Annotated in this window: 13 protein-coding genes; 6 read left to right on the top strand and 7 right to left on the bottom strand. The window is 66.7% G+C overall.

The features are described from left to right. Window positions 1-13 precede the first annotated feature (13 nt). Window positions 14-1,042, bottom strand: a complete 1,029-nt coding sequence (locus A5779_RS03110; protein WP_064878840.1) for a YlbL family protein — start codon at window positions 1,040-1,042, stop codon at window positions 14-16. Window positions 1,043-1,133: 91 nt separating this feature from the next. Between A5779_RS03110 and A5779_RS03105 the strand changes: the two genes are divergently transcribed. The 3 genes from A5779_RS03105 (at window position 1,134) to A5779_RS03095 (ending at window position 4,872) form a co-directional block, all read left to right on the top strand. Further along, a complete protein-coding gene (locus A5779_RS03105) occupies window positions 1,134-2,582 on the top strand; it encodes a zinc-dependent metalloprotease (RefSeq protein ID WP_064878838.1) in 1,449 nt (482 codons plus the stop codon). 61 nt (window positions 2,583-2,643) lie between these two features. Continuing rightward, window positions 2,644-3,495, top strand: a complete 852-nt coding sequence (locus tag A5779_RS03100; protein WP_064878837.1) for a bacteriocin biosynthesis cyclodehydratase domain-containing protein — start codon at window positions 2,644-2,646, stop codon at window positions 3,493-3,495. Window positions 3,496-3,537: 42 nt separating this feature from the next. Beyond that, entirely contained in the window at window positions 3,538-4,872 is a 1,335-nt protein-coding gene (locus A5779_RS03095; RefSeq protein ID WP_064878835.1) for a macrolide-binding ATPase MABP-1, read from the top strand. A 79-nt stretch (window positions 4,873-4,951) separates the two neighbouring features. Here the strand turns inward: A5779_RS03095 and A5779_RS03090 are convergent, their stop codons facing one another. The 3 genes from A5779_RS03090 to A5779_RS03080 form a co-directional block, all read right to left on the bottom strand. After that, window positions 4,952-5,263 (bottom strand): WhiB family transcriptional regulator, encoded by a 312-nt coding sequence (locus A5779_RS03090; RefSeq protein ID WP_082941506.1) that lies wholly within the window; start codon window positions 5,261-5,263, stop codon window positions 4,952-4,954. A gap of 485 nt (window positions 5,264-5,748) precedes the next feature. Beyond that, window positions 5,749-7,893: an ATP-dependent DNA helicase UvrD2 gene (locus A5779_RS03085; RefSeq protein WP_064878833.1), complete on the bottom strand. Its 2,145-nt coding sequence runs from the start codon at window positions 7,891-7,893 to the stop codon at window positions 5,749-5,751. 25 nt (window positions 7,894-7,918) lie between these two features. Next, complete coding sequence (locus A5779_RS03080) at window positions 7,919-8,674, bottom strand: SDR family oxidoreductase (RefSeq protein ID WP_064878831.1); 756 nt, start codon at window positions 8,672-8,674, stop codon at window positions 7,919-7,921. Window positions 8,675-8,746: 72 nt separating this feature from the next. On the opposite strand from A5779_RS03080, the gene A5779_RS03075 reads away from it, so the two are divergent. Then, on the top strand, window positions 8,747-9,223 hold the full coding sequence (locus tag A5779_RS03075; protein ID WP_064878828.1) for an RrF2 family transcriptional regulator: 477 nt from the start codon (window positions 8,747-8,749) through the stop codon (window positions 9,221-9,223). Window positions 9,224-9,248: 25 nt separating this feature from the next. On the opposite strand, the gene A5779_RS03070 is transcribed toward A5779_RS03075, so the two are convergent. The 3 genes from A5779_RS03070 to A5779_RS03060 are packed head-to-tail and all read right to left on the bottom strand — an operon-like array spanning window position 9,249 to window position 11,425. After that, on the bottom strand, window positions 9,249-9,689 hold the full coding sequence (locus A5779_RS03070; protein ID WP_064878826.1) for a hypothetical protein: 441 nt from the start codon (window positions 9,687-9,689) through the stop codon (window positions 9,249-9,251). An 11-nt stretch (window positions 9,690-9,700) separates the two neighbouring features. After that, window positions 9,701-10,585, bottom strand: coding sequence for a dihydrodipicolinate synthase family protein (locus A5779_RS03065; protein ID WP_064878824.1), 885 nt, complete (start codon window positions 10,583-10,585; stop codon window positions 9,701-9,703). 54 nt (window positions 10,586-10,639) lie between these two features. Next, window positions 10,640-11,425 (bottom strand): aldolase, encoded by a 786-nt coding sequence (locus A5779_RS03060; protein ID WP_064878822.1) that lies wholly within the window; start codon window positions 11,423-11,425, stop codon window positions 10,640-10,642. 153 nt (window positions 11,426-11,578) lie between these two features. Here A5779_RS03060 and A5779_RS03055 point away from each other — a divergent pair, with 153 nt between their 5' ends. Together A5779_RS03055 and A5779_RS03050 are read left to right on the top strand one after the other, a co-directional pair. Continuing rightward, entirely contained in the window at window positions 11,579-12,517 is a 939-nt protein-coding gene (locus A5779_RS03055) for a carbon-nitrogen hydrolase family protein (protein WP_064878820.1), read from the top strand. Between the two features lie 144 nt (window positions 12,518-12,661). After that, window positions 12,662-12,973, top strand: a complete 312-nt coding sequence (locus tag A5779_RS03050; RefSeq protein WP_064878818.1) for a hypothetical protein — start codon at window positions 12,662-12,664, stop codon at window positions 12,971-12,973. The last annotated feature ends 37 nt before the right edge of the window (window positions 12,974-13,010 follow it).

Raw genomic sequence — 13,010 nt, 5'->3', positions numbered from 1 at the left:
CCGCGCGCGGGTTTCAGCAACGAGGCGGTTCGCCACCGGCAGAAATCGTGTGCAATGCATCGACGGCGTGGGTCAAGGTGTCCACCTTCACCAACTCCATGCCGTCCTGAGGTGCAGAACGCGCCTCGGTGCAGTTGTCGGCCGGCACCAGAAACACCGTGGCGCCCGCTTCCTTGGCCGCCAGCATCTTGTGCGTGATGCCCCCGATGGACCCGACCTTGCCCTCACCGGTGATGGTTCCGGTGCCCGCGATGAACTTGCCGTCGTTGAGATCACCGGTGCTCAGCTTGTCGACGACGGCCAAGCTGAACATCAGCCCGGCAGACGGGCCGCCGATGTTGGCCAGGTTGAAGTCGATGGCGAACGGGGCCCACGGCGCATCGAGCACGCCCACGCCCAGGAACCCGTAGTCCCGATCCGGGTTGTCCCCGAGCGTGATCGTCGCGACCCCTGGCGGAGCGTTCTTGCGACGGAAGTCGATCACCAGCTGCTCGCCCGGTTTGGTCTTCTTCAAGATGGCCTGGAACTCGTCGAGGTTGGCCACCGGTACCCCGTTCACACCGTCGATCGCGTCACCGTCGCGCAGCTTGCCCGCCGAGGGACCCGGATCGGTGACGCTCTGCACGGTCACCGCCACGGGGTACTTCAGGAACGACAGCGCCGCGTACTCGGCGCTGTCCTCGGACCTCTTGAAATCCGAGTTGTTGGCCTCGTCGATCTCGTTCTTGGATTTGTCCGGCGGGTACACGAGATCGCGCGGCACCAGTTGCTCACGGCCCGACATCCACAACGCCATCGCTTGGCCCAGGGTCAGGCCGTCACGCTGGGACACCGTGGTCATGTTCAGGTGCCCCGCCGTGGGGTGGACGTGTGCATCGGGGCCTTGGATGTCGACGACCTGCTTGCCCTCGACCTCGCCCAGGGTGTTGAACGTCGGACCCGGCCCCAACGAGACGAAGGGCACCGTCACCACCGACAGCAGGACGCCGAACGCCACAATCGGCACCAGCGCAACCAGCAGCGTCAAAATCCGCCTGTTCACGCCGCCCACAGTAAAGCCTGAACCATCGTGTTCACCCACAGCGTGACCCACAGGCACACCCGGGCACCCCGTCATGAGTACCGTTGTGGGTATGGCTGACCTGCCCTTCGGCTTCTCCGCCGGGAATGACCCCGACCGAGACAAAGACAAGAAGGACCCCGATTCGGGATCCGGTTCCGGCAACTCCGGGCCAGGTCCGGGGTCGGATCCGTTCGGTTTCGGCATGGGCGGAGCCAACTTCGACATGGGCGATCTCGGGCAGATCTTCACCAAGCTCGGGGAGATGTTCAGCGGCGCAGGCGGCGCCATGGGCGGCAAACAATCCGGTCCGGTGAACTACGACCTGGCCCGGCAGTTGGCGTCCAACTCGATCGGATTCGTCGCCCCGGTGCCGGAGAAGACCGTCGGCGCGGTCGCCGACGCGGTACGCCTGGCCGAGACCTGGCTCGACGGGGTCACCCCGCTGCCCGCGGGCACCACCAGGTCGGTGGCGTGGACCCCGAGCGACTGGCTGGACAACACGCTGGACACCTGGAAGCGACTGTGTGACCCGGTGGCCGAGCAGATCTCCTCGGTGTGGGCGTCGGCGCTGCCCGAAGAGGCCAAGAGCATGGCCGGCCCGCTGCTGGCGATGATGTCGCAGATGGGCGGCATGGCGTTCGGCTCCCAACTGGGCCAGGCGCTGGGGAAGCTGTCCCGCGAGGTGCTGACCTCCACCGACGTCGGCCTGCCGCTGGGCCCCAAGGGAGTCGCGGCCCTCATGCCCGAGGCCATCGAACCTCTGGCCGAGGGGCTGGAGCGTCCGCGCAGCGAGATCCTGACCTTCCTGGCCGCCCGCGAGGCCGCCCACCACCGGCTGTTCAGCCATGTGCCGTGGCTGTCGAGCCAGCTGCTCGGCGCCGTCGAGGCCTTCGCCAAGGGCATGAAGGTCGACATGTCGGGCATCGAGGACTTCGCCCGCGGGTTCAACCCGGCCTCCCTCGGCGACCCGTCGGAGATGGAACAGCTGCTCAATCAAGGCATCTTCGAGCCCAAGGCCACACCCGAACAGGAAGCCGCGCTGGAACGGCTCGAAACCCTGCTGGCGCTCATCGAGGGCTGGGTGCAGACCGTCGTCACCGCAGCACTGGGCGATCGCATTCCCGGCACCTCCGCGCTGGCCGAAATGCTTCGCCGGCGGCGCGCCACCGGTGGACCCGCCGAACAGACCTTCGCCACGCTCGTCGGCCTGGAATTGCGCCCCCGCAAGATGCGCGAAGCCGCGGTGTTGTGGGAACGGCTCACCGAGGCCGTCGGCACCGATGTCCGCGACAGCGTGTGGCAGCACCCCGACCTGCTGCCGAGCGCCGCCGATCTCGACGAGCCGGCCGGCTTCATCGACCGGATGGTCGGCGGCGACACCAGCGGCATCGACAGCGCCTTCGAACAGGCTCTGGCTGATCTTGAAAAAGAAGCCGACCTGGAGAAAGAGCAGCGCGAGGGTGGCGACGGCGGCGCCAAGGATGACGACACCAAGGGCGACGGCGACAGCCAGGCCTGACCCCCGCACGGCCTGTGGATAACTGAAACGGCGGTGTCCGCCGCCGTGGCAGAGTCATCGCATGACGCGCTACGTGCTCGCCGCAGGCCGTCCGATCCTGCTGCGCCCCGACGACTCGGTTCAGTTGGGCTGGGATCCGCGGCGCGCCGTATTGGTGCGGCCGCCGGCCGGAATGAGCCAGGCGCAATTGGCCGATCTGTTGCGGGCACTGCAGGCCGGCGCCACTCACGACGAATTGCTCACGGCTGCAGGAATATTCGACGATGATGCCGACGGGATCGACGAGCTCATCGACGCCTTGACCGAAGCGGGGATGCTCACGACGCTGACGGCCGCGCCGCCACGGCCCACCCGGTCGGCCTCCATCCGCGTGCACGGCCGCGGACCGCTGTCGGAACTCCTGACCAACGGCCTGCGCTGCTCAGGCGCTCGGGTCAGGCACAGCACGCACCCCCACACCAGAAACGTCGCGGCCTCCACCGACCTCGTGGTGCTGGCCGATTACCAGATGTCCGACCCGCGGCTGCTGCAAGAACTGCATCGCGGCGGGATCGCCCACCTGCCGGTGCGGGTCCGCGACGGCGCCGGTCTGGTGGGGCCGCTGGTGGTCCCCGGCCTGACCAGCTGCCTGCACTGCGCCGATCTGCACCGTGCCGATCGCGACGCGGCGTGGCCGGCCGTGGCCACCCAGCTCAGAGGTGCCGTCGGCAGCGCCAGCCGCGCGACCATCCTGGCCACCGCCGCCCTGGCAATGCGTCAGGTCGATCTGGTGATCCGTGCCGTCAGCCATTCCGGGGATACCCAGCCTGCGCCCGAGGCGCCGCCGACACTCAACACCACACTCGAACTCGACGCCGACGGGTACGCGATCGCCGCCAGGCATTGGTCCCGTCACCCCGACTGCCCGTGTTGAAAACGAATGTTGCCAGTTAGTTGCGGCGCATTCAGGAGCATCGTGGATGATGGTCTGGTGACCGACATCAAACGGGGAAGCGTCGCACGGAATGCGAAGCTGGCCGGTCTGGCCGGCGGCATGGCCGGACGGGCAGCACTGGGCTTCGGCAAGCGTCTGACCGGCAAGTCCAAGGACGAAGTCACTGCCGAACTGATGGACAAGGCCGCTCAACAATTGTTCGCCGTGCTCGGTGAACTCAAGGGCGGAGCGATGAAGGTGGGCCAGGCACTGTCGGTGCTGGAGGCAGCCATCCCCGAGCAGTACGGCAAGCCGTATCGCGAAGCACTGACCAAATTGCAGCGCGAGGCTCCCCCGCTGCCGGCCGCCAAGGTGCACCGCGTGCTCGATGCACAGTTGGGCACCAAATGGCGGGAGCGGTTCACCTCCTTCGACGACACCCCGGTGGCCTCGGCGAGCATCGGCCAGGTGCACAAGGCGGTCTGGTCCGACGGCCGCGAGGTGGCCGTCAAGATCCAATACCCCGGTGCCGACGAGGCACTGCGCGCGGACCTCAAGACGATCCAGCGCCTGGTCGGCGTGTTCAAGCAGCTGGCCCCCGGCGTCGATATCCAGGGCATTGTCGACGAGCTGATCGAACGCACCGACATGGAGCTGGACTACCGGCTCGAGGCAGAGAATCAGCGTGCGTTCGCCAAGGCGTACCGCGACGATCCGCACTTCCGCATTCCGGCCATCGTCGCCAGCGCACCGAAGGTCGTCATCGCCGAATGGATGGACGGTATCCCGATGTCGGTGATCATCCGCGACGGCACACCCGAACAGCGCGACCTGATGGGCACCCGACTGTCCGAACTCACCTTCGACGCGCCCAAGCGCTTGCAGATGATGCACGGCGATGCCCATCCGGGGAACTTCATGCTTCTGCCCGACGGGCGGATGGGCGTCATCGACTTCGGTGCTGTCGCGCCACTGCCCGACGGCTTCCCGACGGCGCTGGGTGAGTGCATCCGGCTGGCCCGGGACAAGAACTACGACGACCTGCTGCCCACCATGGAGGAAGCCGGTTTCATCCAGAAGGGCCAACAGGTTTCGATCGAAGAAGTCGACGACATGTTGCGCCAGTACGTCGAACCGATCGAGGTCGACGTGTTCCACTACAACCGCCGCTGGATTCAGCGGATGGCGGCCGGTCAGATGGACAACTGGGTGGCCCAGATCAGGACAGCCCGCCAGCTCGATCTGCCGCCGAACCTGGCCATCCCGCTGCGGGTGATCGCCTCGACGATCGCCATGTGCTGTCAGCTGGACGCGCATGTGCCGATGAAAGCCATTGCCACCGAACTGGTTCCGGGCTTCGCGGACGAAGCAGCCTAGAACCGTCGAGCCTGCGCTCAGGGCGCGTTCTTCTCGAACTTTCGCACCCTGAGCGCAGAATCGATGTCGGCGGCCGGCCTCACGCGGCGGCCGGGTTACCTGCGGCGTTCTTCCGCGGACGGCCACGCGGCCGCTTGCGGGCCACAATGGTTCCGCGGTCGAGGATCTCGCCGCCCCAGACGCCCCACGGCTCCTGCCGTTCCAGCGCGGCGGCCAGGCACTCGTTACGGATCGGGCAATCCGCGCACAGTGCCTTGGCCTGCTCCAGATCGACTGGGCTCTCGGCGAACCACAGATCGGGATTCCCGATGTGGCATGGCACCGCCGGCAGCCGCTCTTCGCATGTCATCGGCGCGACGCTCATCTCCGGAGCGGTCATCGCAATGGACATGTGTTTGTCCCCCTGCTTCCTGGTCGTTGTTGTCGGCGATCTGTCTCTTCGAGGGATCTGCGACCAGGTTTCGAGGGTTGGAACAACTCCCAAAAACATTGGCCACGGATCCGGTTGACTGCGGGTCCGTGGCCATTTGGCTGTGATGGGAGCTCTACCTAGTAGGGGCTCCGATCCACGGACGCGCCAGTCGCGGCGGCGGGGCGGCGCTTGTGCTGCGGTGCAATAGCAGCAGCGGCGGCCAGCCATCCAGCGGCGGCGGGGGCAGCGGGTGCGGCATGCCGACGTGCCTCCGGGGCAACCGGGGAAACGACGACAGCGAGCACGGACGACGGCATGCCTGCAACCGCTACACCGCTGAATTCGATGTTGTTATCCATTGCGGGCACCCTCCTTCCGTCTCGTCACCAGAGCTGTGTTACGAGGCTAAAGCCTAACAGCCAGATCGCACAACCTATTTTCTACCTGCGGTTTTGGCACGATCTTTACGAATCTTGGCGGCCGCGTACCAACTCGAGAACGTCGGGGCCGTACTGCTCGAGCTTGCGCGCACCGATCCCGGGAAGCGCCACCAGTGCGGCTTCGTCGGTCGGCAGGGACTCGGCGATCGCGATCAGGGTGTTGTCGGTGAACACCACATACGCCGGCACTTTCATCTCCTTGGAGACGCGTAGCCGCCATTCCTTGAGCTCGGTGAGCAGCTCCTCGTCCAAGTCCGACGGGCACGTTTCGCAGCGACGCAACATGATCGCGGGTGGAGTTGTCAGCGCGGCATTGCAGACCCGGCAGCGCGGCGCAGGCCCTCGCTGACGACGCGACCGGTCCGGGCTTGAGCCGGCCCCGTTCTGCAGCTGCGGCGCGATGCCGTTGAGGAACCGCGACGGCCGGCGGCCCTGCCGCCCGCCCGGGGTCCGGGCCAGCGCCCAGCTCAGCCCCAGGTGTACCCGGGCGCGGGTGACTCCGACATAGAGCAGCCGACGCTCCTCCTCCACCGGTTCACTGTCGGGTCCGTGCGCGAGCGCATGGGAGATCGGCAAAGTGTTGTCGGCCAGGCCGACCAGGTACACCGCATCCCACTCCAGCCCCTTGGCGGCGTGCAGCGACGCCAGCGTCACGCCCTGCACCACCGGTGGGTGGCGCGAGTCGGCCCGCTGGCGCAATTCGGCGACCAATGCCCGCAGATCCAGTTCCGGGCGCACCGCAACTTCTTCGTCGACCAGTTCGGCCAACGCCGTCAACGCTTCCCAGCGTTCCCGCGCCTTGGTGCCGGCCGGCGGCTCGGCCGTCAGCCCCAGCGGTTCCAAAAGCTCACGCACGAGGGCGGGCAGGTTGTCCTCGGGAATGTCACGTTCGGCGAAGCGTTGCATCGCCACCAGTGACTGGCGGATCTCCTGGCGGCTGAAGAAGCCCTCGCCGCCGCGCACCTGGAATGCGACCCCCGCCTCGGTGAGCGCCTCCTCGTAGACCTCGGACTGCGCATTGATCCGGTAGAGCACCGCGATTTCGGCCGGCTCCGTTCCGTTTTCGATCAGCTTCTTGATGGAGCGGGCGACGGCATTGGCCTCGGCGACCTCGTCGGGATATTCGGAGAACGTCGGCTCGGGGCCAGGATCGCGCTGCCCCACCAGATGCAGCTTGCTGCCGGCCATCCGGCCGCGTGCAGCGGCGATCACCCGGTTGGCCAACGACACCACCTGCGGCGTCGAGCGGTAGTCGCGCTCCAGCCGCACCACCGCGGCGTCGGGGAAACGTCGCGAGAAATCCAGCAGGAACCGCGGGGTGGCCCCGGTGAACGAGTAGATCGTCTGGTTGGCATCACCGACCACGGTGAGGTCGTCGCGTTCCCCCAGCCACGCGTCGAGCACCCGTTGCTGCAGGGGCGTGACGTCCTGGTACTCGTCGACGACGAAGCAGCGGTAGCGGTCGCGGAATTCCTGCGCGACCGCGGCGTCGTTTTCGATGGCCGCGGCGGTGTGCAGCAGCAGGTCATCAAAGTCCAGCAGTGCTGAGCCGTCGCGCCGAGCCTTGAGCGCCTCGTAGCCCGAATAGACCGCCGCCACCTTCGAGGCGTCGAACGGGATGTCTCGCCCCGTCTTCGCGACCGCCGTGCTGTAGGCCTCGGGGGTGATCAAAGATGCCTTGGCCCATTCGATTTCGCCGGCCAGGTCACGGACATCGTCGGTGCTGGTCTGCATCCCGGCACGGTTGGCGGCCTGTGCGACGACGGAGAACTTGCTGTCGAGCAACTCCCATCCCGTGTCGCCGACCAGCCGGGGCCAGAAGTACTGCAGCTGCCTGCGCGCCGCGGCGTGAAACGTCACCGCCTGCACGGCCGAGGTGTTCACCCCCGACTCCTGGCCCAGCACGCGCAACCGGCTGCGCATCTCCCCGGCCGCGCGCGCGGTGAACGTCACCGCCAGCACCTGGCTGGGGGCGACATGGCCGCCGGCCACCAGGTGCGCGATCCGGCGGGTGATGGTGCGGGTCTTGCCGGTACCTGCGCCGGCGAGCACGCACACCGGACCGCGGGCGGCCAGAACTGCCTCCCGCTGCTCATCGTCCAGATCGCCCAGGGCGGGTGAGGGAGCCTCCAACGGCATGCCGTCCATGATGGCAGGAACCTGTGACATCACCGGGCCCGGCGTGCCCCCTGACCTACCGCTGCCGGCTCAGCCACTGGTCGAAGGTGGTGGGCGCGATGCGGGCGTTCTCACCGGGCAGCAAGGCATTGCCCGACATCGACAGCCCGAAGATCGACGACCACGTCGGCACCAGCATCACCTCACGGCCGCGCACCGCCAGGGTCCGGCGGGCCAGGTCCACCAGATCCTGGGTCTGCGGACCCGCCACGTCGACGTGGCGGCCCTGCGGGTCGCCCACCACCACCTCCGCGAGGACGGCGGCCACGTCGTCGGGATCGATGGGCTGAACCAGCAGCGGGGCGATTTCGGCGCTGGCACCTTCGGGGCCGGACTGCTCGGTCCAACTCACCACCATCTCGGCGAAATCGTGGAACTGGGTGGCCGGCACGATCGTCCACGGCACGGCCCCGGCCTCGATCAGCCTCTCCTGCTCGCGTTTTCCGGCGTAGTGCGGATTGCCCTCGATGTCGTGAATCCCCACGATGGACAGCAGCACATGATGCGCCACGCCCGCACGCGCTTCGGCCGCCAGCAGGTTGCGGGTGGCGGTGCCCAGATAGTCCACGGTACTGTCGCGGTCGGCGGGCGGGGCACTGATCGCGTCGACGACAGCCTGCACCCCGGCCAGCGCCGCATCGAGGCCCTCTCCGGTGGACAGATCCACCCCGTTCGAGCGGCTGATAGCCACCACGTCGTGTCCGGCGCCCTGCAGCGCCGCGACCACGCGCGCCCCGATGTTCCCCGTAGCCCCGGCAACTGCGATCCGCATGACGACTCCTGTCCTGGCCGATAGATATCTCGGACTATATAGGTCCTTAATATCTGTAATAAACTACGGGCCGTGAAACTTCCCGTGGCCACCGAGTGGGCGCTGCACTGCGCGACGTCGCTGGCGCAGCTCGAGTCCGGGACCACCGCATCGGCCGCCGATCTCGCCGAATACTTCGACCTTCCCGCGGCCTACCTCGCCAAGCAGCTGCAGGCGCTCACCCGGGCGGGCGTGCTGACCGCGACGACCGGCCCGCGCGGCGGGTTCCGGCTCGGGCGGACACCGGCCGACATCACACTGCTGCAGATCGTCGAAGCCGTCGACGTCGCGGCCGCTCCCTACGAATGCCGCGAGATCCGCAGGCAGGGCCGCGGTGCCCTACCTGCGGCCTGGTGCCGTCATGAGTGCATCCTGGCGGTGAAAATGGCTGATGCCCACCAAGCTTGGCGGGCCAGCCTCGACGGCGTCACGCTTGCCGACATCCTCGCCGACATCCCGGCCGCGGCGCCGGCACGCACCCGAAAGTTGTTGGGCAGGAGGGACACCTAGCCGGATCGCGCCCCGCCCGGGCAACTCAGCCCCATTGTCCGACCACGAATCCGACGAGCAGAACCGCGAATCCGCCGATCTCACCGACGATCAGCAGCGCCATCGAGACGTGCAGCCCGGCACCCGGGTGTTCGAACTGATTCGTCGTGTCACGCCGGGCGCCGTGCACGATGTAGCTGATGATCGCGGCGAGGAAGAAGAACACCAGCACCATCGCCGAAGTCAGGTTGACCCAGTCCGGCCACGCACTGAGTTCGACGAACACCGCGGTCAGCAGCGTCGCGAACGCGTACAGCAGCGATGCACGATGGGCGATGTCGACATACGGATGTGCGACGTGCTGCGCGGAACTGGCCATCTGCCGGTACTTCCACACTCCGAGTGCCAATGCCAGCAGGAAGATCAGCCCGGCTGCGAGCAACGTCGTCGCGGTGGCATTGCCCAACGCCGGGGTGGCGCAATCCATGCCGCCGCCCCTCACGACACGGCGAGGAGCCGGCTCAGTTCCTCGCGCCCCTCGCCGTCGAGCGGGAGCAACGGCAACCGCGGCACGCCGACGCCCTGGCCCACCAGTTCCAGGCCGCCCTTGATCGTCGTGGGCAGACCACCGGCGACGATGAACTCCAGGAAGGGCTTGAGTTCGGTGTAGATGGCCTCGGCCTTCGTCCAGTCTCCGACCTGTGCCGCTGCGTAGAGATCCAGGCACGGCTGCGGCAGCAGGTTCGGCGCCGCGGTACACCAGCCCCTCGCTCCCGCCTTGAAGGCCTTGAGAATCATGGGATTACTGCCGTTGTAGAACGGCAACCTGCCGTCGGTGAGCTCGGACAGGCGCTCCATGCGGGTGATGTCACCGGTCGATTCCTTGACCATGGTGACGTTGTCGATGTCGTTGAACATCTGCACCAACAGCTCCGGTCGCATGTCGATGCCACTGGTCGCCGGGTTGTTGTAGACCATGATCGGAATGCCGATCGCAGCGCCGATGGACGCATAGTGCTGGACGATCTCCCGTTCGGACAACTTCCAATACGAGATCGGCAGCACCATGACCGCATCGGCACCGGCCCGCTCGGCATATTGCGCCCGGCGGATGGTGTTGGCGGTGGTCAGATCTGAGGCGCCGATGATGACGGGCACCCGCCGGTTGACCACCCCGATCGTGGTGTCGATGACGGCATCGAACTCGGCTTCGGTGAGGTACGCCGACTCACCGGTGCTGCCCAGCGGGACGATACCGTGCGCTCCCCCGGCCACCAGGCGTTCGACCAGGGCAGCCAGCTTGCCCGTGTCGATCTGATGGTCGTCGGTGAACGGGGTCACCGGATAGGCGAGAATTCCGTGGATCTCAGTGTTGGCGGTCATTCTGGTTGTCCTTTGCGGTTCGAATCCGAATCGGGCTGGGGCGTGCTGGGATGCTCAACTGGTGAGCGCGTCGGGGTGGTTGCGCAGCGCGCGCCGGGCGTAGTAGGCGAAGTTGGCCTGGCTGCGTTTGGGCCGCAGCGTCCAGTCGTGGGCCTCGCGCGCCAGCCGCGGCGGCAATTCGGCGATCGTGCCCGCCGCCATCGCAGCCAGTTGCAGTTTGGCGCCGCGCTCGATCAGCATCGCCAGCGAGCATGATTCCTCGATGCTCGCTCCGGCGATCACATGACCATGGTGGGCCAACAGGATCGCCTTCTTGTCCCCCAGTGCGGCGCTGATGATCTCGCCCTCTTCGTTGCCGACCGGAACACCGGGCCAGTCGGCCAGGAAGGCGCAATCGTCGTACAGGGGCGCGATGTCCATTTGCGATACCTGCAGCGGGACTTCCAGCATCGACAGCGCCGCGACATGGAACGGGTGCGTGTGCACGATGCACTGGACGTCGGGCCGGGCACGGTAGATCCAGGTATGGAATCGATTGGCGGGGTTGGCCATTCCCTCACCCTCGAGAACGTTGAGATCTTCGTCGACCAGCAGCAGATTGTCTTCGGAGATCTCGTCGAAGCCCAGCCCCAGTCGTTGGGTGTAGTAGGTTCCGGGCTTGCCGGCCCGCGCGGTGATCTGACCGGCCAGGCCGGAGTCGTGGCCCGCATCGAAAAGTGCCCGACACGTCAACGCCAGTTTTTGCCGCGTTGTCAGGGTGGACTCCTCGATATGGGTCGACAAGCCATCGAGGGCACGCTGCATCAGAACTTGTTTCGACTCACCAAGCGTGGTCGTCATCTCGGTCTGCCTTTCTCTTGAGGGACCAGCGACACAAGAATGACCGTAGGACACATTGTGTCCTCCTGTCAACGAGACCTGGCGCCAGCTACGCTTGCCAGCAGGTGACACCACGTGTCCAGTGCGCAATCACAATCCGAGGAGTGTTCGATCATGGTTCTGGCAGCGGCAGTCCAACTCGACGCGGCACTCGCCGATGTTCCGGCCAACCTGGCCGCCTGCGAACGACTCGGCGATGAAGCCGGACATGCGGGGGCACGGATCATCGCGTTACCGGAGTTCTTCTCCACGGGAATCGGTTTCGCAGCCTCGCTGGCCGACGCGGCGTTGCCGCCCAACGGCCCGGCGACACAGCTTCTCACCACGCTCGCCCGTCGGCACTCGGCCCTGGTCGGCGGTTCTTTCCTGTGCCGCGACCCCGACGGACACGTCCGTAACGCGTATTTTCTCGCCGATCCGACCGGCGTCATCGGGCGCCACGACAAGGATCTCCCCACCATGTGGGAAAACGCGTTCTATGTGGGCGGCAATGACGACGGCATCATCGACGCCGGCGGGTATCAGGTAGGCGCCGCCGTGTGCTGGGAGCTGATGCGCACGGGGACGGTCCGACGCCTGCGGGGTCGCGTGGACCTCCTCATGACCGGCTCGGGCTGGTGGTCGATCCCGCGGTGGCGACCACATGCCGTGTTCGACCATCTTGAGCACGCCAACCGACTCACCGCCCGCACAGCGGCGGCCTCGTTTTCCCGATACATCGGTGCACCCTGCGTGCACGCGGCCCACGCAGGCAACCTCGAATGCTCAATGCCATGGCTACCGGCGACATACCGCGGCCACTTCGAGGGCTCGACCATGATCACCACGGCATCAGGCGAGATCGTCGCCGAGCGACGGGCCGAGGAAGGCGAGGGCGTGGTTCTCGGCGAGATCACCGTCGGCCGCCAAGATCCCAGCCTGTCCACGCCCAGCGGCTATTGGCTACACAAGCGCGGCCTCCTACCGAGCACAGTCTGGCACTACCAGCGTTGGCACGGCCGCCCCTGGTACCGACGCAATGTGGCCGGCACTCCGTCGGGAGCGTCGGCCTAGGCACAGCTCCGCCGGGCGAAACCCGCTCAAAACGTGCGCCTTTCACGCCGACAGCGGCTGACCAACAATACGTTTCCTTCATGACACATTGTGTCCTATGATTGGAGGCGTACTGCTCAGACCATCGAGAAGGAGCGGAAAGCCATGAAGCACATCGCAACCATCACGGCGCTTTCTATGGGCGCAGTCGCCGGCGGCCTCACTGTCGGCGCCGCGGTCGCCGCAGCGGCTCCGACCGGACCGTCGGCCGCCGAAACCATCGCGCGACTGCAGGCCGAAGGCAACCGGGTGATCATCAACCGGGTCGGCAGCGGCCCGCTCAGTCAGTGCACGGTGACCGATGTGCGCTCAGTGGTCCTACGGCCGCAGGCGAAGACCGTCACAATTCACGGCCTGCCAGATCTGGAGCCCATCCCCACCGTGCACGTGAACCTCAAGTGCTCGCGCGGGTCCTGAACGTAAGTCAGCGATTACGGCCGTACTCGGTGTGGGT

It is taken from the genome of Mycolicibacterium peregrinum (assembly GCF_001665625.1).
Lineage (GTDB): Bacteria > Actinomycetota > Actinomycetes > Mycobacteriales > Mycobacteriaceae > Mycobacterium > Mycobacterium peregrinum_B.
Note: the sequence above shows the minus strand (reverse complement) of the source record. Positions and strands in the feature narration are given on the sequence as shown.

Bases quoted from the DNA above. Each gene is read 5' to 3' on its own strand.
- A5779_RS03080 (WP_064878831.1), bottom strand. From the start codon at position 8,674: ATGCGGATCGCAGTTGCCGGGGCTACGGGGAACATCGGGGCGCGCGTG.
- A5779_RS03070 (WP_064878826.1), bottom strand. From the start codon at position 9,689: ATGGATTGCGCCACCCCGGCGTTGGGCAATGCCACCGCGACGACGTTG.
- A5779_RS03085 (WP_064878833.1), bottom strand. From the start codon at position 7,893: ATGTCACAGGTTCCTGCCATCATGGACGGCATGCCGTTGGAGGCTCCC.
- A5779_RS03100 (WP_064878837.1), top strand. From the start codon at position 2,644: ATGACGCGCTACGTGCTCGCCGCAGGCCGTCCGATCCTGCTGCGCCCC.
- A5779_RS03105 (WP_064878838.1), top strand. From the start codon at position 1,134: ATGGCTGACCTGCCCTTCGGCTTCTCCGCCGGGAATGACCCCGACCGA.
- A5779_RS03060 (WP_064878822.1), bottom strand. From the start codon at position 11,425: ATGACGACCACGCTTGGTGAGTCGAAACAAGTTCTGATGCAGCGTGCC.
- A5779_RS03055 (WP_064878820.1), top strand. From the start codon at position 11,579: ATGGTTCTGGCAGCGGCAGTCCAACTCGACGCGGCACTCGCCGATGTT.
- A5779_RS03050 (WP_064878818.1), top strand. From the start codon at position 12,662: ATGAAGCACATCGCAACCATCACGGCGCTTTCTATGGGCGCAGTCGCC.
- A5779_RS03065 (WP_064878824.1), bottom strand. From the start codon at position 10,585: ATGACCGCCAACACTGAGATCCACGGAATTCTCGCCTATCCGGTGACC.
- A5779_RS03090 (WP_082941506.1), bottom strand. From the start codon at position 5,263: ATGTCCATTGCGATGACCGCTCCGGAGATGAGCGTCGCGCCGATGACA.